The organism is Paraburkholderia sediminicola, assembly GCF_046027825.1.
Taxonomy (GTDB): Bacteria; Pseudomonadota; Gammaproteobacteria; order Burkholderiales; family Burkholderiaceae; genus Paraburkholderia; species Paraburkholderia sediminicola_D.
In genome coordinates, this window is sequence record NZ_JAQQDU010000087.1 from 1 (window position 1) to 24,024 (window position 24,024).

General features: G+C 63.1%; 20 protein-coding genes. 9 read left to right on the plus strand and 11 right to left on the minus strand.

The window, feature by feature from the left end:
- Window positions 1-529: 529 nt before the first annotated feature.
- A complete protein-coding gene (locus PQQ96_RS32980; RefSeq protein ID WP_408300299.1) occupies window positions 530-1,027 on the plus strand; it encodes a hypothetical protein in 498 nt (165 codons plus the stop codon).
- Window positions 1,028-1,052: 25 nt separating this feature from the next.
- On the opposite strand, the gene PQQ96_RS32985 is transcribed toward PQQ96_RS32980, so the two are convergent.
- From PQQ96_RS32985 to PQQ96_RS33000, 4 genes are all read right to left on the minus strand, one after another.
- A complete protein-coding gene (locus tag PQQ96_RS32985; RefSeq protein WP_408300301.1) occupies window positions 1,053-1,565 on the minus strand; it encodes a DUF3455 domain-containing protein in 513 nt (170 codons plus the stop codon).
- 143 nt (window positions 1,566-1,708) lie between these two features.
- Window positions 1,709-3,001: a TAXI family TRAP transporter solute-binding subunit gene (locus PQQ96_RS32990; RefSeq protein ID WP_408300303.1), complete on the minus strand. Its 1,293-nt coding sequence runs from the start codon at window positions 2,999-3,001 to the stop codon at window positions 1,709-1,711.
- Window positions 3,002-3,286: 285 nt separating this feature from the next.
- Complete coding sequence (locus PQQ96_RS32995; protein WP_408300305.1) at window positions 3,287-4,009, minus strand: response regulator; 723 nt, start codon at window positions 4,007-4,009, stop codon at window positions 3,287-3,289.
- Window positions 4,010-4,107: 98 nt separating this feature from the next.
- The gene (locus PQQ96_RS33000; protein ID WP_408300307.1) at window positions 4,108-4,569 is read right to left on the minus strand and encodes a hypothetical protein; all 462 of its coding nucleotides are present in this window, start codon (window positions 4,567-4,569) and stop codon (window positions 4,108-4,110) included.
- On the opposite strand from PQQ96_RS33000, the gene PQQ96_RS33005 reads away from it, so the two are divergent.
- Complete coding sequence (locus tag PQQ96_RS33005; RefSeq protein ID WP_408300309.1) at window positions 4,568-5,614, plus strand: DUF1214 domain-containing protein; 1,047 nt, start codon at window positions 4,568-4,570, stop codon at window positions 5,612-5,614. The genes PQQ96_RS33000 and PQQ96_RS33005 overlap by 2 nt on opposite strands.
- A gap of 79 nt (window positions 5,615-5,693) precedes the next feature.
- Here the strand turns inward: PQQ96_RS33005 and PQQ96_RS33010 are convergent, their stop codons facing one another.
- Window positions 5,694-7,055 (minus strand): DUF1254 domain-containing protein, encoded by a 1,362-nt coding sequence (locus PQQ96_RS33010; RefSeq protein ID WP_408300310.1) that lies wholly within the window; start codon window positions 7,053-7,055, stop codon window positions 5,694-5,696.
- Between the two features lie 205 nt (window positions 7,056-7,260).
- On the opposite strand from PQQ96_RS33010, the gene PQQ96_RS33015 reads away from it, so the two are divergent.
- A complete protein-coding gene (locus PQQ96_RS33015; RefSeq protein WP_408300312.1) occupies window positions 7,261-8,562 on the plus strand; it encodes a DUF1254 domain-containing protein in 1,302 nt (433 codons plus the stop codon).
- A gap of 61 nt (window positions 8,563-8,623) precedes the next feature.
- On the opposite strand, the gene PQQ96_RS33020 is transcribed toward PQQ96_RS33015, so the two are convergent.
- The 3 genes from PQQ96_RS33020 to PQQ96_RS33030 all read right to left on the minus strand — a co-directional run bounded on the left by PQQ96_RS33020 (window position 8,624) and on the right by PQQ96_RS33030 (window position 13,484).
- Window positions 8,624-9,961 carry an MFS transporter gene (locus PQQ96_RS33020; protein ID WP_408300313.1) on the minus strand — a complete coding sequence of 446 codons (1,338 nt, stop codon included), beginning with the start codon at window positions 9,959-9,961 and terminating at the stop codon, window positions 8,624-8,626.
- A gap of 102 nt (window positions 9,962-10,063) precedes the next feature.
- A complete protein-coding gene (locus tag PQQ96_RS33025; RefSeq protein WP_408300315.1) occupies window positions 10,064-11,287 on the minus strand; it encodes a porin in 1,224 nt (407 codons plus the stop codon).
- A 64-nt stretch (window positions 11,288-11,351) separates the two neighbouring features.
- Entirely contained in the window at window positions 11,352-13,484 is a 2,133-nt protein-coding gene (locus tag PQQ96_RS33030; RefSeq protein ID WP_408300316.1) for an acetate--CoA ligase family protein, read from the minus strand.
- 160 nt (window positions 13,485-13,644) lie between these two features.
- Here PQQ96_RS33030 and PQQ96_RS33035 point away from each other — a divergent pair, with 160 nt between their 5' ends.
- The 4 genes from PQQ96_RS33035 (at window position 13,645) to PQQ96_RS33050 (ending at window position 18,111) form a co-directional block, all read left to right on the plus strand.
- On the plus strand, window positions 13,645-15,276 hold the full coding sequence (locus PQQ96_RS33035; RefSeq protein WP_408300318.1) for an IclR family transcriptional regulator: 1,632 nt from the start codon (window positions 13,645-13,647) through the stop codon (window positions 15,274-15,276).
- Window positions 15,277-15,399: 123 nt separating this feature from the next.
- A complete protein-coding gene (gene gcvA / locus PQQ96_RS33040; RefSeq protein ID WP_408300320.1) occupies window positions 15,400-16,320 on the plus strand; it encodes a transcriptional regulator GcvA in 921 nt (306 codons plus the stop codon).
- Between the two features lie 91 nt (window positions 16,321-16,411).
- A complete protein-coding gene (locus PQQ96_RS33045; RefSeq protein ID WP_408300322.1) occupies window positions 16,412-16,885 on the plus strand; it encodes a RidA family protein in 474 nt (157 codons plus the stop codon).
- A gap of 26 nt (window positions 16,886-16,911) precedes the next feature.
- Window positions 16,912-18,111 (plus strand): aminotransferase class V-fold PLP-dependent enzyme, encoded by a 1,200-nt coding sequence (locus PQQ96_RS33050; protein ID WP_408300323.1) that lies wholly within the window; start codon window positions 16,912-16,914, stop codon window positions 18,109-18,111.
- Between the two features lie 54 nt (window positions 18,112-18,165).
- Here PQQ96_RS33050 and PQQ96_RS33055 read toward each other — a convergent pair whose 3' ends face one another.
- The 3 genes from PQQ96_RS33055 to PQQ96_RS33065 all read right to left on the minus strand — a co-directional run bounded on the left by PQQ96_RS33055 (window position 18,166) and on the right by PQQ96_RS33065 (window position 20,882).
- On the minus strand, window positions 18,166-19,626 hold the full coding sequence (locus PQQ96_RS33055; protein WP_408300325.1) for a trypsin-like peptidase domain-containing protein: 1,461 nt from the start codon (window positions 19,624-19,626) through the stop codon (window positions 18,166-18,168).
- 251 nt (window positions 19,627-19,877) lie between these two features.
- A complete protein-coding gene (locus tag PQQ96_RS33060) occupies window positions 19,878-20,381 on the minus strand; it encodes a PH domain-containing protein (RefSeq protein WP_408300327.1) in 504 nt (167 codons plus the stop codon).
- 186 nt (window positions 20,382-20,567) lie between these two features.
- Window positions 20,568-20,882: a helicase gene (locus PQQ96_RS33065; RefSeq protein WP_172318331.1), complete on the minus strand. Its 315-nt coding sequence runs from the start codon at window positions 20,880-20,882 to the stop codon at window positions 20,568-20,570.
- Window positions 20,883-21,114: 232 nt separating this feature from the next.
- Between PQQ96_RS33065 and PQQ96_RS33070 the strand changes: the two genes are divergently transcribed.
- Together PQQ96_RS33070 and PQQ96_RS33075 are read left to right on the plus strand one after the other, a co-directional pair.
- Window positions 21,115-22,737, plus strand: a complete 1,623-nt coding sequence (locus PQQ96_RS33070; protein ID WP_408300329.1) for a tetratricopeptide repeat-containing glycosyltransferase family protein — start codon at window positions 21,115-21,117, stop codon at window positions 22,735-22,737.
- A gap of 271 nt (window positions 22,738-23,008) precedes the next feature.
- Window positions 23,009-23,986 carry an alpha/beta fold hydrolase gene (locus PQQ96_RS33075; RefSeq protein ID WP_408300330.1) on the plus strand — a complete coding sequence of 326 codons (978 nt, stop codon included), beginning with the start codon at window positions 23,009-23,011 and terminating at the stop codon, window positions 23,984-23,986.
- Window positions 23,987-24,024 lie beyond the last annotated feature (38 nt).

Sequence of the window (24,024 nt, forward strand, 5' to 3'; positions counted from 1 at the left end):
CGTTGCCGACAAATATCTGACTACTCCGGACGAGAAAATGGCCCGTCCCCAACTGAAAGTTTCATCGCATCGCGCTGTAGTCCCCTGTGGCCGCGGGCGCCGAGAATGCCAGCGGCTTTCTGACTATCTCGCTCGCACCGCGCGACCGTTCAGCACAGAGTTTTTTTTCGCATTAGCATAGGAAGGGTGTTCAGTGCCGTTCGGTGGAGTGAATCACCGGACCATTGCCACTGAACCATCAACGTGTGCGGGTCGCGCAGTCGTCCCCACTTCATCCCATCGCAGGCTCACACTGCGAACCTGCCCTTCGACGTGTTGTTCGAACAGACGGCCGTCATCAATCCAATCGCATCGATTGAACGAATCGTTAGTTAATATGAGGAATGTACGTACATCATTGATAGTCGGAGTGCTTATCGTCGAGTTGGTATTCGGCGTCTTCTTACTGTCACACAGAAATCATCGCTCGACGGTCGACACCGACGTCACGACAAATAGCTCAGCGGAATGGGCCGCGACTTCTCCCCAATTGAATGACGCCCATGTGGCGGCGGGAAGTGTGGTCGGCGCCGTGCCTCTCTCGGGCAACACCGCGACCGGCGCCGGGCAGTCTACGAGCGGGATAGCGGTGGCACAATCCGACTCGTCAGCTAAAGTCGCCGCGCAAGGGGTACGACCGGACACGCGACCACGCGAGCCGGTCGCCGTCCGTGCTTACGTTGAGCCGAAGACCATCCCGGAGTCGCGATCCGAAAGCAGGCGTGACAGTCTGCGTCGTCATGGCTCGAATCCCGTTGCGTCCGCGATGACGGATGAGTTGGTCAAAGAGTCCGCGAAACTCGATCCGGCACTGCCGCCGCCGTCGGCGCTGCCGCAGTCGCCGCCACCGCCGGACCAACCCAGCCGTAACAACGCCTACCATCCTGGCTCGAACCCGGTTGCGGCTGCCATGACGGATCAGCTTGTCAGAGAGTCCGCGAAACTCGATCCGGCACTACCGCCGCCGGACCAGGCCAGCGTGAAGTAGGCGCGCGACGCGAAGCGTGAGGCTGTTACCGGTAGAACACGTAGTCCGCGAGATAGGGCGAGCTTCCGGTTTCATGTTCCGCCGAACACGGTGCCGTCGGCGCTAACCCGCCGACGGTATGCACGCGCTGTACATACCGCACCGCTGAAAGTGCGCCGCTACCGGACGTGCTATGCGCTTCGAGCAATAGCTGCGGAATGCTCGCACGTGTTTCGCTGGGCTGCTGTGCGATCACGCGGCCCGTGATCCGGCTGCCATCTTCCGCTTCCCAGGACGGCCCCGCGCCATGCCGGACCGCGGCGTGACCACTCGCGTCGTAGAGCGTCGCGAGTGGACTCTTGAACACCCATCCGAGACGCTGCTGTGCGTCGAACTCGCACGAGTAATTCTGTACGCCGGACGCGGTGAGCGTCATCACGCGCTCGGCTTGGGGTGGGTCGATGGATGCACTCGGGGGGCTTGCGGGCGGCGTTGCACACGCGGCTAGCATGGATAGGGCGATGGCTGCGAAGCTTGCTTGCGAAATAGTCCTGAGCATGAATATCACCTCGAGTGAAGCGCGGCGCGTGGTGGTTGCGGCTGTTGAGTATGGCCGGTAAAGCGGCTAGTCGGCATAGTACGCGTGATCATATGCGCGCCGGGAATCTGCATGTACGGCAGGTTGCAAACTCGTTCGCGCGGCTATCGCTCCCCTGCCACGCGGGCAATTCGGTCCCGGACTACGCCAATCGCCTGTTTGAGTGCGTAAACATCATGGAAGTATCGCTGCGGCATCCGGATCTGGTTGGCATGCGCATCGATGTACTCGATCTCATCCTGCCATTTCGCAATCTGGTCCGGGGTTGGCTGGTGGTTTTTCCATATTTCATCTTCCAGCGCTTTGATCTCGCGATACCAGACAACCAGGCGTTTTTTTATCCGCGCCTCGGCCATGCGCGGCAACGCCTGCAGCAGTCCCAGCAGTAAGGCCATGAAGGGGAGCAGGATCAGCAGACGCCTTTCGATAAAGCTGGCCAGCCAGAATGGCAGGTAGCGCTGCAGGAAGGGGCGCCCCGTTTTGAAATAGCGCTCGCTCTCTTCGGAAACAGGAAATTCCTCGGTGTTCAGATTGGGAAACACGCCCAGCGGCGTGAAGTAATCTTCGCCGCCGTGGACGGTTTTGGCCGCATCCAGCAACAGGTAGACCAGCGCGGGGTGCAGCGTGTCTTTGGCGACGAGCAAAGCGGTAGCGGCGAGTAGCGTGACATCGGTTTGCGGCAGATCGTTGACGATACTGGTCGCGGCGCGCGGAAAAATCACCTTGGATAGCGACGGGAATTTCTGCACCAGCGCATCGGCCTGCGCAAAACTCATCAGTTTGAGATCGCTGTTCAGCAGCGTGGTCTGCATGGCCGCATCGGGCCGGCCGATAAAGAAAGCAGCGTCCAGTTGACCATTTTCGAGGCCCTGATAGGCCTGGGTCGCGTCCATTTCAAGCAACGTCGTATTGTCCCGTGTGATGCCGCTATACCCGAGCAGGACTTGCGAGACGTTCAGCAGGCCGCTGCCAGCAACACCGATTGAAATCCTCTTGCCGCGTAGTTGTGCCAGCCGGGTGATGGTGGACTCACCACGGTAGAACACCCAGATCGGTTCATAGGAAACGGCGGCGATCGTCTGCAGGTGGTCGGTGTCTTTCGGGCTGGTGGTGCCGGACTGGATGAAGCCCACTTCGTATTCGCTGTCCGGATCTTTCAAGCGCTGATAGTTTTCGCTCGAACCCGATGAGCTGCGGATATCGAGCGTAATGCCATCGCGCTTCAGGATGGGGGCATAGCGATCCGCAAAGCCGCGATAGATCCCGTTGTCGGCGCCGGTTGTGATGACGATCGTGTGCCGGAAGGCGGGTTCGAGAATAACCGAGAGTCCCCAACCTAGCACGGCTATCAGCAGTATCACGCCAGCGATGAGAAGCCGCCGGCGACCCGGTGTCATGGGGGTCTTTTCATTGCGATGAAGCGCAGGGTCGTGCCTGGGCATTGTTTGCCTCTCTCGTTCGGCGCTGCTCGCCAGGTCTTTGCCGCGCGCGCTCGACGGGGAGAGGGCGTCGACGCTGCAGCGTTGTCAATAGTTGCAGGCGGCGCCGCGACGTTCGTCGCGTGAAGCGTTGGCCTTGCCGCGCTGCGGGGGGTGTCTGTCAGACAGCATGGATAATGCAGCGCCTTGAACGCCTTGTCCACATCGGCACTCAAGCTTGCGATCGTCGAGATGGGTGGGCAATCAATGCTGCGTGGCTTGTTGCGCGCCATCCGGCACGAACACATAACCATGGCTGCGGACGGTCTGGATGAACCTCGGCGCGGAAGGGTTGGTCTCGAGGATTCTGCGCAACCGCCACACCTGGACATCGATCCCGCGGCCGGTGTGATCGTCCTCCGGGCCGTGCAGCAACTCGAGCAAGTTCTCCCGGGTCAGCGTCCGCATGGGGTGATTGACGAAGACCTTAAGCAACGCGAATTCTCCCGCCGATAGCGTGAGCCGGCTGTTCTCCGTGTTGAGCGTCCGCAACTGAAGGTCGAGCGTGAATGGGCCGAATCCAACGACCTCGTGCTGTTTGCGTGCGGCGCTCGACGCAGACTGGGTCTGTCGCCGCAATACGGCGCGCATGCGCGCCAGGAGCTCGCGAGGATTGAATGGTTTGCCGATGCAGTCGTCCGCGCCCATTTCGAGTCCGACGATCCGATCCATGTCGTCGGCGCCTGAGGTCAGAATCACCGGGACCGTGTTGCCCGCAGCGCGTAGGGTGCTCAGCGCTGCAAGGCCATTCACGCCTTGCATGATCTGGTCGAGGACAATCAGATCGGGCGGCTCCCGTTTGATCTGTTCCCCGAGCGACTTCACCTCATGCAACACGGAGACCGTCATCCCCTCCCGTCCGAGGAAGTGGGCTAGCGATCCCAGTAGTTCGACATCGTCGTCAACGACCAGTATTTGAGTTGTCATGGCAGGGAAATCGAACGCGTGGGCCGGGAAACGGGTTGGCAATAGCGGTAGCTGTGGCATCAGGCTTGCCGGCTTTGTCGTGCAAGCTTTCAGCGCTGTCAGGATGCGATTGACCCGCGAATGTTGTGCTCCGACTTCTTTAACGGAGCAACCCGCAGGAATCCGTCGCCGAATGTCGATTTTTTGTTTTGGCGGCGCGCGTGCCCGAGAACAGGCCGGCTGGCGTGAAGGTCTGCAAGCGCCCAGACCTTGCTTTGGGTGTCTGGTTTGCGCGGCGTCACGCGACCTATGCGGCGACGGAGTTCAATCTTTACGATTTGCCTGATCCAGTCGATACTTGGGCGGTTTTGCATTCGGGATACCCTTCGACGGCCATCAGCGCTGCTGTTCGCTTGAAGCAGGCGTGAATGCCACGAGGTCGAAACCAGAATCGAGCCTGGACGATATGCGAATCGAATTGTTTTTGTCTGTGCGCGCATCCCGGTGTGCCGCTTCAGACCGCACTTCGCCGCCATTGGGACGTTGGCTGCGCGATTCCAACCAAGAAAAAGAATCTTCATGAAAACTTCACTGATCACTACCTGCGTTACAGGGCTTGTTCTCGCAGCCGTTGGCCATGCTCAAGCGCAAACTGCCGCGGCGCCGTCAGCGGGCGCGACGGTTCCCGTTACCGTCGATAATTTTGTTCGCGCCGAATCAGACATGTATGTCGGTGCGCTGGCAAAGCAAGGGGGACTGGGAAAACTGCTTCATCGACGCGAGCCCGCATCGATCGATCATCAGACCATCATCCGCCTGAATCGCGACACGCTCTATACATCGGGCGTCTTCGATCTCGACGCCGGGCCGGTGACGATCAAGATGCCTGATGCGGGCAAGCGGTACATGGCATTGCAGGTTATCAACGAGGACCACTACGTACCGAACGTGTTCTACGGTGCGGGTACGCATACCCTGACGCGGGAGAATGTTGGGACGCGTTACGTTGTCGTCGGGATACGAACGCTGGTCGACCCGAATAGCCCGGACGACATCAAGCAGGTCCACGCCCTGCAGGACGCGATCACCGTCAGCCAGAAGGCGCCTGGCAAGCTTGATTTGCCCAACTGGGATGCAGCGAGTCAGAAGAAGGTTCGTGATGCGCTGCTGGTGCTCGCTTCCACGATTCCGGATTTCAAGGGAGCGTTCGGCACCAAAGAGGAGGTCAACCCGGTACGACGCCTGGTGGGCAGCGCGGCGGCCTGGGGCGGCAATCCGGACAAGGACGCCACTTACCTCAACTTCACGCCGGCGAAGAACGACGGCAAGACCGTGTATCGACTCACGGTCAAGGACGTCCCCGTGGATGCGTTCTGGTCAGTGAGCGTCTACAACGCGCAAGGGTACTTTGAGAAGAACCCGTCAAACGCGTACTCGATCAACAACCTCACCGCGAAGAAGGGTGCCGACGGTTCAATTACCATGCAGTTCGGTGGTTGCGACGGACAGGTGGCCAATTGCCTGCCCGTTGTCGCCGGCTGGAATTACACCGTGCGACTGTACCGTCCGCGTGCCGAGATTCTCAGCGGCGCCTGGACTTTCCCGGCGCCTCAGCCCGTTAATTGACCTAAGGAGTTGACGGCTGTTGCGGATCGGATCTTCATCGGGTCCGAGAACGCAACAGCCGTACTCGTGCTCAACGCGCTCAACTCGCCGCGCTGCTCCGATCAGGGCGTACGCCACCTTCATGGGGTTGCACGCGGCGAATCGGTGGATAGCGAAAACGTTGCTCGAGATGGACCACGCTCGGGATGTAGATGCGAAGGATGATGTAAAACAGATCATCTGGCGCAGGCAGCCAGTTGGATCGCGTTGCGGCGTCGGCCGGTGGCGCGGCCGATAGACGCAATGTCAGGCCGTGCTCGTCGTAGTGCAGTTGCGGCGAGCGATCGCCGATCGAATACCGGTCGATCGCGTTATCCACCAGCATGCATGAGGCTTTGTCGTACATCGTGATCGACCAGAAGGCCTGCGCCTGCGGCAGACCATCGGGCGGGAACGAGAGTTCGTACGCGTAGCGCCCGTCGAGCGGACGCCCTTCGCTGTCGCAGTCGGCGGCGACGTACATGGCCTCCTCGATGCCGAGCGCACCGATGTAGTTCCGGCTAACGTGTGCACGCGTCAGGTAGTCATCGCCGAACGATGCGCGGACTTCCACTGGCAGGAACCATCCACCACCAAGCGCCGACGGTTGGGGCACACCCAGTTCACCGATCACCTGGTCGAGCGCGCGGCCGACGGCGTCCAGCGTGGGCGCCTCGAGCGTCGATGCGTCGATGTCCGCACCCATACCGACAGCAGCAAACTGAGCGACGAGCGCGGATTCCGCGGCAGGCGGAGGATTGCGCACGAGCGCCGCGTTGACCACGGCCGCATAGAGCCGCGGATCACCCACTGCCGCACGCCGCGGCACGCCGACGTCGAAGCGCCGCTTCGCGGGTTGACCACTGAGCGTCTTCAACACGAAGCGATCCTGCAGCGCATGCACGGCGGCCAGAGCGTCCTTGCCGTCGACCAGGATGCGGCCGATCATCCAGACGTCCCGCGTGGGGCAGGCGATCGGCGTGAGGTCGTCGTCGGCGGGCGGCGCGACCTTGCCGTGATGCAAAAGAAAGCGCCGCGCGCCGTTGCCGGTTGTGCGCGTGCCAATCGATTCGAACGGGTTGGTGTAGAAGTCCAGCAGACCGAGTACGTAGTAGCGGTCCGCTGTGTCGGGCACCTCCAGCACGAGCGGTTCGTCGCCAAGGTCCAGCCATGCGCTGAGGTAAAGCGTGTCGTTATTGGGCGTCACGACTTCGCGGTTGCGCGGGCCCAGCAACTGGCGTCCGCGCACCAGTTGATTGACCCAGCCGAGTGTCGAATCCGGACTGTCGCCGGCAAACTGGCCGCTGTCGTCACGGCGCGGGCACATCGCAGCGCGCGCTCGCGCCATTTCGAATAGCGGCAGCGTATAGAGCACTGCATCGCGGGCGAGTGCGGTGATGTTTTCAGTTGCAGAACAAGACATGGATGCCGCTCCGGCTATGGACGGGAAGGAGTCGGATCAAGCCTACCGGGACGGCTGGATAACGGAACTAGGGTTTCGCTATGTTAAACACTCGGGAGGCCTCCGCTGCCTATACTTTGGGCTCCTCACGCTTGCAAAGGGAGCGCGGTATCCCGCCTCCTGTGCGCTCCCGCGCATGCAGGCAGATCCTCATGGAGTTTCTCGCATGACCATTGGCAATGCACAGCAGGAATGGGCTTATGTAGCAGGCGTTCAGGCGTTCATATACGGTTATCCGCTCGTCGAGATCGTGCGCACCTGCGCGCTCATGACCGCCGTCGACGAGCCGCAGAACAACGGGCGCGCCCCGATCAACCAGTTCTCGCATTGCTCGCGGCCGTGGACCCACGAGGATCGTGATGTCGTCACGCCGGCCAATGACCTGCTTTACTCGATGGCCTGGCTGAATCTTGCTGACGGCCCCGTCATGCTCTCGACGCCGGCGCCGACCGGGCGTTACTTCGTGATGGAATTCATCGACGCGTACAGCGATAACTTCCACAACCTCGGCCCACGCGTAGTGGGTCCGTCGGCGGCGACCTTCGCCATCGTCGGGCCGGGCTGGTCGGGCTCGCTGCCGCCCGGTTCGATCGAAATCCGCTGCCCGACGAATCTCGTATGGGTGCTGGGCCGTGTGCTGATCGACGGTGTCGAAGACATGGAGGAAGCGCGTGCCTTCCAGGCAGGCTTCACCTTGCGCGCGACGGCGCCGGGCCGCTTGCCGCGCGCGGTCGCGGCCTACCAGTCCTGGGCTGAGTCAGGCGAGACGTTCTTCGCGAACCTGGCGAGAGCGATGGCCGACGATCCGCCGCCCGCGGTGGATACGGGACTCGTCGCGCAGTTCTCCCGCATCGGCATTGCACCGCATCGAACGTTCGACGCTGATGCGCTCGGTGACGCGCAGGTGGCGGCGTTGCGAAAGGCGGTTGCGGCCGGTGTCGAGATTGTCGAAGGTCATACCCGTAGCCGCCGCGCCCGCTCATGGTCGATCAACTACGCGGGCGGCAGGTTGGGCACGGACTATCTGGCGCGGGCCTGTACCGCGATGAAAGGGCTCGGCGCGCTCGCGAGCGAGGAGGCGCTCTATGCGCTGTGCGACTTCGACGGGCACGGCGAGCCACTCAACGGCGAGCAGGACTACGTTTTGCGCTTTCCTGCTGGAGAGCTGCCCCCCGTGGATGCCTTCTGGTCCGTATCGCTCTACGGCAGCGATTTCTGTTTCGTGGACAACCCGATCCGGCGCCATGCGATCGGCGATCGCACGCGTGATCTGCGCTACGGCCCGGATGGTTCGCTAGAGATTCTGATCCAGCACAATCAGCCGCAGCAGGGGTTGTCGAACTGGCTGCCTGCACCCGCGGGCCGCTTCTATCTCATCTTGCGCCTGTACCATCCGCGCGAGGCGATTCTGTCGAAGGCGTACACGATTCCGCCGGTCGAGCGGGTCGGCGAGATGGCGCAGCGGTGATCTGAAGCGCAGCCTGTCCGCTTACTGGCAGGCTGCGTTTTGGAGCTGCGCTTTGATACCGTTAAGCCGCTTCTTCCCGTCCGGATGACGTTGCAGCAAGATCATCGCGAACGTTATCGGCGCGTGCCTGGAAGTGCTGCAAACGGCGCACCGAGCGTTCGGGGTTCAGTAGGCAGATGCCGAGCAAGCCGCATGGCACCAGAACGCATCCCAGTACAGTGAAACCATGCCGGAAGCCTTCGGCGATCCCCTGCGTGTCACCCACGAAGTGCCCCATCAGCGCCGGCGCGATGAGACCCGCCAGCGTACCCAGCGAAGCATTGATGCCGAGCCAGGCGGCGCGCTGCCCGGTGGGCGTGACTTCGCCGATGATTAGCGGGGCGAAGAAAAAGATCAGCTGGCTCAGCACGCTCGTCGCGCTCAGGCACAGCACCTTGATGCCCGTATCGATCGGAAGCGTGGTGCCGAATAGCGCGAGACCTGCCAGTGCGACCGGCACGCTCGTCATGACGCCGCGCGACAGACGCGAACTCACACCCTTGCCGGCAAGCCACTGGGAAAGGACGGACACGGCGAGCGTGACGGGAATGCCCGCGCCGACGATCAGCGAGAACAGCCAGCCTGCGTCGGCCGCCGGATAGCCAAGCGCGAGCCGCAGGTAGGCCGGAAACCAGGTGAATCCGACCGACAGCACTGAATAGCCGACGAAGGTCAGCAGGACGCAACCCGCCAGCGTCGGATCGAGGAAAAGATGCCGGTAGGGAACACGCCGGGCCGCGAGCTGAGCTGCCGTATCCGGGACCGCCGGATCGGCTGCCTCGTCGACCGTACCTTCGGCACCCAGCAACAGCCACAGCACCGTCCACAGACAGCCGGCGATGCCGAGCACGAGGAACGCACTATGCCAGTCGTAGTGAATGATCAGAAAGGTCAGGCACGGGCCGGCCAGCAGCATCCCGGCGTTGGCGCCTTGCAGCACGATCGCGCTGGGTACGCTGCGCTTGCTGTTGTCGAACCATTTATAGGTCGCGTGAATGGCGAGCGGGTAGGCCGGACCCTCGCCCGCGCCGAGCAGAATCCGGCAGAGGATCAGCAAGGGAAACGACACCGTGCCGACGAGCGGAAACTGCACTAGCGCCCACGTGAGCGCAAGCACCGCTAGCAGCCATTTCGTCTTGATGCGGTTGGCGGCAAAGCCGAACAGCACACCGGCCGTCGAAAACAGTAGAAAGAAGCTGCTGCCGACGAGGCCCAGTTGCTGCGGCGTCAGTCCGAGATCGTGCATCATCGGCACCGCCGCGAGACCGATGACGGCCTTGTCGGCGAAATTGATCAACATGAACAGGAACATCATGGCGACGACGATCCATGCGCGCCATCGAGTGCTTATGTGGAACATGTCTTCTCCGTGGATCTGATTGCGGGAACGCGCGGCACAAGTGCCGCGTGTCCAGGCGGTGACCGGTGATCGGCGCTCTGATTCAGGCGTAACCCGCCGGACTCAGAATCGTTCTTGCAACGCGAGACGAACACCGATCTGATGGTTCGTCGCGGACGGACTGAAACCGCTGATCGATGCGACCGCGGGTTGTCCGAGCGAGTCGCGGCCGCTGGCCCGCTGCAGCACGGTCAGCAGATAGACGCTGGTTCGTTTCGACAGGTTGTAGATCGTGCCGAGATCCAGTTGCAGGTATTTGGCGCCGCCGTCGCCGTTCACCGAGTTGCGATCGGTGTAATGGAATGCGCTAGCGAGCAGAAGCGCAGGCGTGACCTGCGATTTCACGCTGAACTCCAGACTCGTGAATGCTGCTGTGCCCGTATATTTCAACGGATCGGGGCCGGCCGCGGAGCCCAGGCCTTCGAAACGGGTATTCGTTATCACGAAGCCGAGCGTGACGAGGTCGAACGCGTACTGCACGGCCGCGCCGGCGAGCTGGGTCGTGCTGGCCGATGCATAGCCGGCGTCGACCGGATAGGACTCAGGCGCGGTGGGCGAACCGAACGAGCCGATATTGTTCGAGGTGGCAGGTCCTTTATTGGGCGTCGTGCCATACAAGGACAGATTCGGATCGCGGGCATTCAGATAGCCGGCTGCCAGCGACATGGCGCCGACGCTGTAGCTTGCGCCGAGTGACCACAACTGATTCTGGGTGACGCTTCCGGCAACGCCGCCAAGGCTGTACAGACCGGCTGCCGCGAAACCACGATAATCCGGAGTCCGGAATTTGATGGCGTTGTTGATCCGGCTGGTGTTCGACAGGCTATCGACGTCGTCGGGTTGTGCGCCCATATAGCCCGCCCATTGCCCCGTGGCGGTCAACGGCTGCACGAAATCGGTGTACGTGTCGTATTGCCGGCCCAGCGTCAGCTTGCCGAAGCCACCGGACAGGCCGACGTAAGCCTGTCGCCCGAACTCGGCGCCGCCTTGTGCGAGTGCGCCGTTATTCAGCGTGAAGCCGTTTTCGAGCACGGCGAGCGCTTGCAGACCACCGCCGAGGTCCTCGACAACGCGCATGCCCCAGCGGCTTCCGGCCACGCCGGTCGCACTGCCGTCGGTCAGCGCGAACTGGGATGCCCCATGTGGGCCCGCTGCGGTTCGAGCGGTTTGCGCGCTGTTCACGTAGGTGAGTCCGTAGTCGATCAGGCCGTACAGCGTGACGCTGCTTTGTGCATGCGCGCTGAAGGCGAGGGTGCCCAGCGCCCAGGCGAGATAGCGAGTTTTCATTGACGAGTCTCCATGGTTCTATTTTGTGTTTGTGCGGGTGAAACGAAGATCAACTGGACGGGGCCTAATGCGCCTCCGGATCACGCGGCGCGCAAGCCCGCCTGACCACGAGCGCATCGACGGCGTACGAAGCCTGGCCTTTGGGCCGCACGATGAACGGATTGATGTCGATCGACTCGATGCTGCCGGCGTTGGCCGTGGCGAAGCGGGACAGCGTGGCCAGCGTTTCGGCGAGCGTGTCGACGTCTACGGGTGCCTGGCCACGCACGCCAGTCAGCACCGGCCATGCGCGAATCTCGCGAATCATCCGGTGCGCTTCCGCGACGTCGAAGGGGGCCTGCCGGAACGTCACGTCCTTGAGGACTTCGACGAGAATGCCGCCGAGTCCGAACATAACGACCGGGCCGAACACCGGATCGCGTGTCACGCCGAGAATGCATTCGACGCCGCCCTGGACCATCGGCGCGACGAGCACGCCTTCGATCTGCGCGTCAGGCACGGCGCGCGCGGCGCTCTCCGTGATCCGCGCGAAGGCGCCCCGCACCGCCTGCGAATCGGCCAGCCCCAGCGCAACCCCGCCCACATCCGATTTATGCGCGATGTCGGCGGACAGCACCTTCAGCAACACCGGAAAGCCGAGCGCGGCGGCCTCGCTGGCCGCCTCGTCCGCGCTTCTCGCCACCCGGCTCGACACCACCGGGATGCTGGCGTCGGCCAGCAGGCGGAGCGCATCGGCTTCGTCGAAACGCGGACGGTCGATGGCGACCGGTTCAGGGAGCGCAATCGGTGCCGCCTGCCGCTCGAAATGCTGGCTAAACGCGTGCAGCGCGGCGATCGCCCGCACGGCGGCAGCGGGCTCCTCGAACGTCAGACAGCGCTGCGACTCGAGAACATCGCGGTTCTGCTCGTCGAAGAGGGAGACGACGGCGATGGTCAGTGCCGGATGGGCGGCGCGCACGCGCGCCCACAACTCGGTGACGAGCGGTCTGTGCTCCGGTGAGATGCCGGTGACGGCCTGGAACGACACCATCGCGCCGTACTGACCGTGCTCCAGCATCGTGTCGATGGCGTCGCCTAGCAGCGCGGGCTCGTTGAGTATCTGGCCGGTGATATCGACCGGATTGACCGCGGACGCGAACGGCACGCGCTTGAGAATCGCCTGCCGTCCTGCCTCCGCCAGCGGAGGCACGGAGAGCCCAAGCCGGTCGGCTTCATCGACCATCAAGACGCCGGCGCCACCGGAAATCGACACGATGCCGAGCGCATCGGAGGCCGGTAACGGCGCGACCGAACACGCATAGCCGATGTCGAATAGCTCGTGAATGTCTTGCGCACGGTACACGCCGTACTGGCGCAGCACGGCGTCGTAGATCTCGTCGCAACCGGCCAGCGACGCGGTGTGCGACGCGGCGGCCGCGGCGCCCTGCGCGGTGCGGCCGACCTTGCACATCACGACGGGTTTGCGCTGGGCGCGCGCCAGTTCGAGCGCCGCGCACAGTTTCTCGCCGTCGCGCGCGCCTTCGAGGTAGCACAGGATCACGGAAGTCGCGGGGTCGAGCGCTTGCCACGCGAGCGCGTCGGCGAGTTCGATGTCCGCTTCATTGCCCGTCGAGACGAAATGGCTGATGCCGAGGCCGCGACGTTGCGCAAGCATCAACGCGAAGATCCCGAACGCGCCGCTTTGACTGATCAGCCCGATGTTGCCGCGCAGCGGCGCGGCGATTTTCAGCGCCGGGGTGAACGTCGCGTACACGCCTTGATGATTGTTGACGAAGCCAAGGCAGTTCGGTCCGAGTAAGCGGATCGCACTTTCCTTGACGAGCGCGCGCAGATCGTTCTGCGCGCGTACACCTTCGGCTCCCGTTTCAGCAAAACCGGACGAGAACATCACGATCGAACGGACACCGGCGGCTGCCGCGTCCTCGACAGCAGACATGACACCCGATGCGGGCACCGCGCAGATGGCCATGTCGATCGGCGCACCGATGTCGCGAAGGCTCGGGTAGGCCTGCAGGCCCAGGATGCGCTCCTGCTTCGGGTTGACCGGATAAATCGCGCCGGGATAACGCTGGTTCAGCAGATAGTCGACCGGCAGGCCACCGATCTTCGCGGGATTCGACGAGGCACCGACAACGGCGATCGATTGGGGATTGAACAGCGGGCCGAGCGCCGCCTGCTGACGGGATGGTAAAGGCATGGATACCACTCCGCGTAGAACTGTAGGGGTGGGTCGAGCCTAACAATCTGACAGGATGCCGATACTAGGGTTTCGCTATGTTAAACACGCATGGAAGCGGGATAGCGAATGTGCTTCAATGGACAGAAGCACGCGCCAAGCGCTTTTTCCGCACGAGACGATGGCTCCGAATCCACTCCGTAATCCCCAGTTCGCCACCACGCTCGCGCATGGTCTCGCGTTGTTGAACTGTTTCAAGGTCGGCGACCCGATTCTCAGCAACAAGGACTTCGCTGAGCGCACTGGCCTGTCGAAAGCGACCGTGTCGCGGCTGACGTATACGCTCGCCATGCTCGGCTTTCTGCGCTATGACAACACCCTGCGTAAATATCGGCTGGGCTCGGCGGTCGTGTCGGTGGGCTATCCGCTTCTGCAAGGTCTGCGTATCCGCGAACTGGCGCGACCGTTGATGAGGGAGCTTGCCGATGCGGCGCGCGGGTCGGTGTCGCTCGGTATTCGTGACCGCTCGCAGATGGTGTATGTCGAGACGGCGCGTGGTCATGACTTGCTGGCGTTTCGTCCGGATACGGGTGCTTCGCTGCCCATTCTCGCTTCCGCGATAGGCCGGGCCTGGCTGGGCTGTGCCGAACCCGCGCAACGCGCTGCCGTGCTCGAGCAGGTTCGCGTTTGCGATCCTGTGCAATGGGACGCGTATCACACCGACCTCGCGGCCGCCCTACGCGCGTTTGCAGAACGCGGCTTTGCGCTGAGCGAAGGCGATGTGGAGCGTGAAATTCATGCGGTCGCCGTGCCGATGCGCGAACCGATCAATTCGGAAACCTTCGTTTTCAATTGTGGCGTGCCGCGCTTGCAACTGGCCGACCGGACACTCGTCGACGTGATCGCGCCGCGCCTCGTGGCGATGGTGGAGTCACTCGAACGGCAGCTTGGTTCGCAGCATGCCTCGCAGCAGGTGGCCGCCGACAACGCGCGAAACTCGCCCGGCCTGCCGCCTGTTGAGCGGCCATCCGTGGACTCATTTCCCGAAGAGGACGATCGTCAGTTTGCCTTCACGCTCGCGCGCGGTCTGGAAATCCTGCGCTGTTTCCAGCCCGGAGAAGTTGCGCTGGGCAATAAGGATTTTGTGGCGCGTACGGGGTTGTCGAAGGCCACGGTCTCCCGGCTTGCCTACACGTTGACGGAACTCGGCTACCTGCGTCATGACGAAGCGGCGCGCAACTACCGGCTCGGCGGCGGTGTGCTGTCGATGGGCTACCCGCTGCTGGCCGGCATGCGTATCCGGCAGATCGCGCGGCCGTTCATGCGCGAGCTTGCGCTTCAGGTGCGCGGGTCCGTCTCGCTTGGCATGCGGGATCAGTCGAATATGGTCTACATCGAATGTTGTCCGCGCGATAAGCGAATTCGTGCGCGGCCCGACGTCGGCGCGGTGCGTCCGATTCTGCGCATGGCAATGGGACGGGCGTGGCTCGCGGCGGTGGCGCCGCAGGAACGTGAGGTGGCGCTGAACCGGCTACGCATTGCCGTGCCCGACCAGTGGCAACAGTACGGGGCGCAGGTGCAGCAGGCGCTTCACGACTACCAGCAAACCGGCGCCTGCTTCTCCTATGGCGATGCGCTGAAGAACGCCTACGGCGTCGGTGTGCCGTTGTGCGCACCGGTCGACGCGGAGACGCTGGTGTTCAATTGCGCGGTGCCGGCACAATCGTCGCAGGGACGCCGGTTGATCGACGAAATTGCGCCACGACTCATCGCGATGGTCTCGAACGTCGAGATTGCGGCTGGCTTGCGGTAGCGCGTGCAGCGGTCGTCCCGCTCGTTCGTTCATGCGCTTTCGCGCCAGGCTGTCTCCGGCCGGCGCGCTGCCCTACCAAGTGGCGTAGCATGGCAAACTCCTCGCGCCTATCGCTCATGCCCGATGCATCCTGCCCGTCCATTACCGCCTCTTCTGTCGTTACGCGCTTTTGAAGCCGCCGCGAGGCGTCTGAGTTTCAGTCTTGCGGCTCAGGAACTCTTCGTGACACAAAGCGCCGTCAGTCACCAGATTCAGAAGCTCGAAGCTGACCTGGGCGTTCCGTTGTTCGAACGACGCACACGCGCCATCGAACTCACTCCGGAGGGACGGGCGTACTACGACAAGGTGCACGCGGCATTCGAGCTTTTGCGGGCCGGCACCCGCGAGATTCGCGTCCACGTCGACGAACGGGCCACGTTGAAGGTGGGGATATTGGCTTCGTTTGCGACGCGCTGGCTGGCGCCGCGATTGCATGAATTTTCGGCCGCCCGTCCCGGCATCGATCTGCAACTGCGACCCGAGATTGCGCTGGCCGATGTGTCCGGCGGCGAGGTCGACGTGGCGATCCGATACGGTCGCGGCGGCTGGCCGGGCGTGCGTTCCCAGCAGCTCATGTCCGAACGTCTGTCGCTGGTTTGCGTGCCATCTCTTCTCGAGGGAAAGCGCCGTCCGCGCAAGCCCCAGGACCTGTTGCGCTTCCCGTTTCTGGCTTCGTATTCGACGCATTCGTTCGAGTGGGAAGTCTGGGCGCATCGTTTCGGGCTGGACCTGGCCAGGGTGCAACGCGTGCAACTGCATGACTACAACATCGTCGTGGAAGCGGCCCTCGCCGGACAGGGCATCGCCATGGGCCGCCATCGGCTGATTGCCCAGCAACTGGCGAGCAAGGCACTGGTCGAGGCGCTGCCCGATGCCGTGCTCGACGACCCGCGCATCGGTTGGTGGCTCGTGACACCCAAGGGGACCTTGGGTGACCCGGCGTCTGCCTTCCGCTCCTGGCTCATGCAGACAGCCGGGCAGGAAGCGTTAGACGGTACGCATTAGTTTCGCTCATGCATGACGTGCAAAAATTGATTGGTCACGCGAAGGTCGAGCCAATAGGATCGGAACTCCCTTACGATCGGACGCACCTGACATGACCTCTTCAATCTCCGCACGCGTCGCCGAACTCGGCCTGACGCTCGAATCCGCCGCCGCCCCGGCCGCCAACTACGTGCCTTTTGTGCAGGAAGGCAATCTTCTCTTTATATCCGGTCAGATATCACGCAAGGGTGGCCAGCCGGCCTGCCCCGGCCGGCTCGGCGACACGCTCACGGAGGAGGACGGCGTAGAGGCAGCACGCCTTTCGGCGCTGGGCATTCTGTCGCAGATTGTGGTTGCCACAGGGGACCGGCTGGACCGTGTGGCGCGCGTCGTTCGTCTGGGCGTGTTTGTCGCCAGCACGCCGGACTTCAATCGTCAGGGCGTGGTTGCCAACGGCGCGTCCGACCTGATCGTGCAGGTATTGGGCGAGGCCGGCCGCCACGCACGCAGTGCTGTCGGCGTCGCGTCGCTGCCCTCCGGTGTGGCCGTTGAAGTGGAAGCCGTTATCTCCCTTACACCAGCGTGAACCCCACGCGCGTCTTTGGAACAACCATGTCTTCTCCTCTCTCGCTTGCTGCCGTGGATGCGTTGCGCGCCCGCACACCTGGTGCTCAACGCACCACCCATTTCAATCACGCGGGGGCCTCGCTGGCGTCCTCCGCCACGTTGGAAGCGATCCACGCTTACCTTTGGCTCGAAGCCACCACGGGGCCGATGGAAGCCGGCGTAGCCGGACGTGAGCAGACTGAGCGCGCGCGCTCGCTTGCGGCGCGCCTGCTGAATGCCCGGCCGGCCGAGATCGCTTTGACCACCGGCAACTCGGCCGGCTGGGGCGCCGCATTCGCCGCGTTGGGACCTTGGGCGTCCGGCGAGCGGATCCTGGTCGGGCGTCACGAATGGGGCGGGAATCTGGCAGCCATGCGCCTGTCGGCGCAGCGCGCAGGCGCGACAATCGAAGTGATTCCGTCCGATGCCAGCGGTGCCGTGGATCCGTCGGTGCTGGAGGCCATGCTTGACGACCGTGTGCGCCTGATCGCGCTGACGTGGATGCCGGCGAACGGCGGACTGATCAATCCGGCCGCGGCGATCGGGCAGGTCGCCCGCCGCCACGGCATTCCCTACTTCGTCGATGCTGCCCAGGCGGTTGGGCAACTTCCTGTCGATGTCGTCGAGGTGGGTTGCGACGTCCTGACCGGTGTGTGCCGCAAGGCGCTGCGTGGTCCGAGAGGCACCGGCCTGCTGTATGTGCGAGACGATTTTCTATCCCGTTTGACGCCCGCATTCGTCGACATGCGATCCGCGCCGCCGGGTGCCGACGGCGAACCCGTCTTGCGGGACGACGCGGTGCGTTTCGAGCCGGCGGAAGCGTCGCTGGCGCTGCATTGCGGACTGGCTAACGCGTTGGAAGAGGCATTGGAGATTGGCATCGAGAATATTCGCGCGCGGATCGACGGCATTGCACAAGGTTTGCGTGTGCAACTCGCCGGGATTCCCGGCGTGACGGTGCTGGACCAGGGCCGGGAGCAGTCCGGGCTGGTGGCGTTCAACATAGCGGGTCTGGAGGCGGCATCGGTACAGCGCAAGCTGGCGGATCAGGGGGTTGTGATCGGCAGTAACGGTGTCACCTACACGCCGCTCGATATGGAGTCCAGAGGACTTAAGCAGATCGCGCGTGCGTCGGTCAGCTATCTGACGACGGAGTCGGAGATCGACAAGTTGCTGGATGGCGTACGCGGGTTGGCAAGCCAGTGACCCGCTACGTTTTCCGTTTGGGCAACGTTTTTGCCGGGTCGATTCTGGCGCGAATCATCTAAGCTCGACCGAAACAAAACTGCGCGCGTGGTTGCGCTGGATCAGCACGGCGACCTGTTTCCCTGCCTTTGCTTCCAGCGCGGTCACGTCCGCCGACGTTTCGACCAGCGTGTCATTGAGCGACAGGACGATATCGCCTGGCTGGATGCCGGCGCTGGCCGCCGGCCCATCAACGCCGTCCACCATCAGACCCACGGCTAAATCGCTCGCACGCCGCTCGTCCTCATTCAGCGGATGCATGCTCAAGCCCAGACGATCCCCTGTACTGCCTTCGGCTGGTCGAGCTTTGGGGCTTTCCGCGGACGCGCTGACCATGACCGTCATGGTCATCGGCCGGTGATTGCGGATCAGCCTGAGTGTGGTTTTCGTCCCTGGCGGCAAAGCAGCCGCATCGTCGCCGAGTTCGGCCGAGTGATCGATCGGCTTGTCGCCGATCCGGATGATCACGTCGCCAGGCTTGACGCCGCTCGCGGCAGCCGATGTGCCCGGCTGCACGGCGTTGACCAGCGCACCTGCCGGCCGTGGCAGGCCAAAAGCCGCGGCGAGACCCGGGCCAACGTCCTGTACGTCCACGCCAAGGCCGCCCGGAGAGGGCGCTTGGGTGGCTTGCATCTGCGAGCGCACCTTGGCCGCCAGGTTGATCGGGATGGCAAAGGCGAGGTTGGGAGATCGGTCTGAGTCCGCGTAAGTCTGCACGTCGATGCCGACCACCTCGCCGGCACGGTTGAACAGGGGGCCGCCCGAATTGTCCGGGCTGGCGGCGAGATCGGTTTGAAAAAAGGGAGAACTGCTGCCGTCCTGAAGCGTGCGAGTCGTGGCGCTGACAATGCCGGCCGCAACGGTATTCTCGAAGCTGTCGGGCGAGCCGATCGCGAGTACCGGTTCACCGACGCGCACGCGCGCCGAGTCACCCAGTTTGACCGTCGGGAGCTTCGTGGCATCGACCTGAATGATCGCGATGTCGCTCTGGATGTCGACCGCCACGACCTTTGCCTTGAACTCGCGTCGATCGGTCAGCCTGACCGTCACTTCGTCGGCTTGATCCACTACATGAGCGGTGGTCAGAATGAGGCCGTCGGGACTCACGATAAAGCCGGAGCCCATCCCGGTGATGACGCGTGCCGAACTGCCTTGAGACGCCTGCGATAGCGGCACCACATGCTTGACGAGGGCGAGAAGGGGATCGTCAGCATCCATGGCCGCGGGGGCGGGTGGCGACGCTGGCTGCGCAGGGGCAGTCGCGCTGATATTTACGACGGCGGGCCCGTATCGTTCCACGATCGTAGGGAAGTCGACCGACGCTGAAGCGTTGACGGGTGAAACCCGCTTCGCCTTCACCGGTGGTGGCGCCACGGCGTCGGCATTCGCCGCCGGCAGCAGGCACGGGTAGCCAGAGAGACATGCTGCTATCAGGGCAGCGGGAAGCCAGGTGCGTGCAAGAGTTGGGTGCAACACAGTGCACCTCCATGGCGGTCAGAGTGCCAGGGCCAGGCGCGCGTTTAGTGGGCCGATCGATACATGAATGCATCGATAGCACGGTACGACAATGCACGGTCCTCCCCTACATGATTTATAGAAGAGCGGTGGGAAAACTGCACCGAGTGCTAATCCTGGGGTGCGGTTTTCGAGCGGCGTGGATCGCTACTATCGCAAGCAGGTCGCGCAAAACGCGGCCAAGCCTGGCGCCTGAGCGCCGAAGAACGACCTCATGCCGCGCGGTAGCATGCCTCACTCGTGCTGGCGGGAATCAGCCGTTCGCGTTGCATCGCGACCGCCTCGCCAAGCCGCTTGCCGAGCTGGTCTGCGTTCCGGATGCCTGGCAAACGCCGCACGGGATGCGCGGCGTCGTTGGTCGTCAGGATGATCGTGCCGGTGCCGAATAGACGCAGCCACCAGGGATGGATCGAGGTGATGTGTTGAATCCGGGAAAGATCGAGACTCGATGTACGGCGATGCAGAATGCCTTGCGTCCAGGTAATGCGCGTAGTGTCGATGACGATTCGGGTGAACGCGGTTTTGACGAACGGCAAAGCGACACCGATCAGGACCGCGCAGGCTTGTGCCAGCAGCACAGGCCACTGAAGCGGGAAAGCGTTCAACGCAAAGACATGAATAGCGCCAATCATCGCCATGACCGCGCCGCCCTTCAGGAGCGCCGGAAGGTTGCAGGCCTGCGACGGCGCGCCGCTGAAAATCACCTGATTGGCCATCGCTCATACTCCTCTTTCTGATCCACGGCCCTACTCGTTCTTCGAAAAAGGCAGTGCTGCCTGTTTCGGTCCTCGTGCCGGTGGTGGGCCCAGTATAGCCCTCACGACGAAGATCGTCCGCAACGCCTACGCACAGGGCGTTGAGCGCGGCAGACGGGTCGGGGCGAGGCTTTACGCGTCTTGGGTTTACGCGTCTTTCAGCCAGGGCATTTCCACGGGCGACACCACCAGACGCCGGGACTCCCGCTTCAGTTCGAAGATGAACCCGACCAGGATCATGGAGTCGGCATAGGGGATCGGGAATACGTGCGGATTGTCCACGCTGCGCAGCGGGTGCGCCGGGGTATCCGCCGTGGTCGCGGCGTTCGCGCGGACGCTCTCGAGTTCGTCGGCCATTGCCGGCCCACTGACTTTCAGGACGCGGCTACGCAGGTCGCTGAAGGGTTCGATGCGCGCCCCGTCTTCGTTGTATTCGGGCACTTCATAGATGAACCAGGACATGTGCGTCTCCACGGAAAAGGGCATCTATTCTAGCAGTGGGCGTAACGGGCGGTGTCCGGACGCTCATCCGGCGCCTGCCCTGCTATGCTGGCACCCACTATCATTTCGCTACCCAGCACGTGATACAGGCGGTGCCTTTTCTGGCCTGTTTGTCGCCCATACTTCGATTTCGTATGGGCGGAAATCGTCCATCGCCGTCATGAAACGCGCGTTCCAATCGCTCTGATCCACTATGTGTCCATCAACCACCGGCGAGTCCTCCAACGCTGACAGAGACGAGCCGGTCGCGCAGCCGGACTCAACGGCCAGGTTCACCGACGCGCTGGAGAAGGTGACGCCGCTGTTCGAGTTGCAGCCGCCTTTAGAGGACAACGTGTTGGCCGAGGCGTTGCAGCTTGCGGCGGTCAGCTCGCTTGGCTTGGGCCGTCTCAGCGATGCCGAGTCCTATTGGCGCCGATCGATCGAAGCGAATCCGCGATTCGTCGACGCATACCTGAACCTCGCCACCTTGCTGAAAGGACTCAACCGCCTGCCCGACATGGAAGCGCTGTTTCGGCAATTGCTGGAGGTGAGTCCGGATCTCGCGGACGTACACAACCAGCTTGGGTCTTTGCTCCAGGATCAGGGGCGAATGTCCGAAGCAGAGGCGGCTTACCGGCAAGCGGCACGCATTCACCCTGATCGCCTCGAATTTCATTACAACCTCGGCACCGTACTCAGACCGCTCGGCCGTTGGCACGAAGCGGCAGAGGCGTATCAGCGGGCAGTCGCGCTACGCCCTGACTTCGTCATGGGTTACAGCAACCTCGGCAACATCCTGAAGGAACTCGGACGCCTGCCGGAAGCCGAGGCCGCCTACCGGCAGGCGCTCGCCATTCGCGGCGACTATCACATGGCGAAGTACGCGCTGGCGATACTGCTGCTCAGCATGGGGCGCTTCGAGGAAGGATGGCGGCTCTATGAGGCGCGTCACGCGGATCCTAAATCCATGCAGCATAAGACGCAGAAAGTCATAGGTCGTCCCCGCTGGCGGGGCGAAGCACTGGCAGGAAAAAAGCTGCTGGTCTGGCAGGAGGGCGGGCTCGGCGATGCGATTCACTTTGCCCGCTACTTTCAGTGGCTCAAGGCGCAAGGCGCGGCCCAGATCGCCTTCGCCTGCGCGCCGACGCTGCACCGGCTGTTCGCCGCGGTCGAGGGCGTCGACGTGGTGCTGGCTCACGAGGCGGGATGGGCTGCAGCGGCGAATTACGATTACTGGATGAGTCCATTGAGCGCGCCGCTGTATCAGCGCACGACGACGGACACCATTCCGTTGCCTGTCCGGCTGACGCTGGATCCGTCTCTCCTCGAATCCTGGCGCGTGCGCCTTGCAACGCTTCCTGCGGGGCGCAGGATCGGGCTCGTGTGGAAAGGTAATGCCCTACACCAGAACGATGCGAACCGGTCGCTGCGATCCCTCGCGATGCTGGCGCCACTCTGGAGCGTGCCCGGACTGCGCTTCGTGAGTCTGCAAAAGGGGGAGGGCGAGGACGAAGCCCAATCGCCGGCCGCCAACCAGCCGCTGCTGGATCTCGGGTCCGATGTAACGGACATGGCCGACAGCGCGGCCATCATCGCGCAGCTCGATCTTGTCATCTGCGTGGATACAGCGATTGCGCATCTCGCCGCCTCCGTCGGTACGCAGTGCTGGGTGATGCTGCCCGGAGAGGCGATCGACTGGCGCTGGATGCACGAACGCACGGACTCCCCCTGGTATCCGGATACGGTTCGCCTGTTCCGTCAACCGTTGGGCGCGCAGTGGGCGACGGTGATCGAACAGGTCCGACAGGCGTGTGCCGAGGCATTTCCGGAGTAAAGCACGACGGACTCCCGGCGCGTGCCAGGTATCGGGAGAAGGGAGAAAAGACCGCTGCGCCGACGGGGCTTGGATCAGGGTTTGCAGTCAGGCACCTACGTGTGCGGGAATGCTACGCTGCGCCGGCACGATAGTTTCGTATTGCCCGAATTACTATCCGATAGCCGCTTGAAAAAAGCATACAGGAGCTAAACGTGGGTGACTTTTCCGCTGACTCTCTCGTTCCAGCCGCGTCCCAAACCATGCAAACCGTGATCGCGGGGGCCGCGTGATGCGCATCGAGACCGGAGACTTTGCCACCAACGGGATCGAGCTACGCGCCGACATTGCCGGCAGCGGGTTGCCGGTCCTGCTCTGCCACGGATTCCCGGAATCGCGGCATTCCTGGCGCCATCAGGTGCCGGCGCTCGCCGAAGCGGGCTATCGTGTGATCGCACCCGATATGCGGGGCTATGGCGGCAGCAGCGCGCCGGAAACGATCGAAGATTTTACGATTCTGCATCTGGTGGGCGACATGGTCGGGTTGCTCGATACGCTCGGGCATCCGAAAGCCGTGATCGTCGGTCATGATTGGGGCGCGCTCGTCGCCTGGGCGGCGGCCCTGTTGCGACCTGACCGGTTTATCGGCGTCGCTGGACTGTCGGTTCCGTTCATCCCTCGCACCGCCTCGGCTCCGCTCGCGACCCTGCGCCGCCGGGGGCGGCACCGCTTCTACTGGGTCTGGTTCGAACCGCGCGGTCGCGCCGAGGCAGAACTTGACGCTGATCCGGCGGAAAGCCTTCGCCGCATGTACTGGGGGCTCTCTGGCGCCGCGCCCGATCCGCTCTGGAACGGGATGGTCGCCGAGAGCGGATTTCTTGCGACCTTCCCGGCGCCCGCAGGGCTGCCGGATTGGCTGACGCCGGAGGACCTCAGGCTGCAAACAGCGGCGTTCGCCCGTGGCTTTCGTGCGCCGCTCGACTGGTATCGCAATCTTGATCGGAACTGGGGGTTGCTCGGCGCCTTTGCCGGCGCGCGCATCACACAACCGGCGATGTTTCTAGCGGGCGCGCGGGACCCTGTGTTGAACTGGCGACGTGACGCCTATGCTGCCCATTCGGAGAACTTGCCAGGCCTGGTCTCCAGCACACTGCTCCCCGGCGTCGGCCATTGGATACAGCAGGAGGCGCCGGAAGCGGTCACAGCGGCGCTCCTCGATTTCCTGCGGACATTCAAGGCCCAGGACTACTGGCCAATGGGTTCGCGATAAGAAGGCATTTTTGCAAACGGGGTACCCAGTTCCAGTGG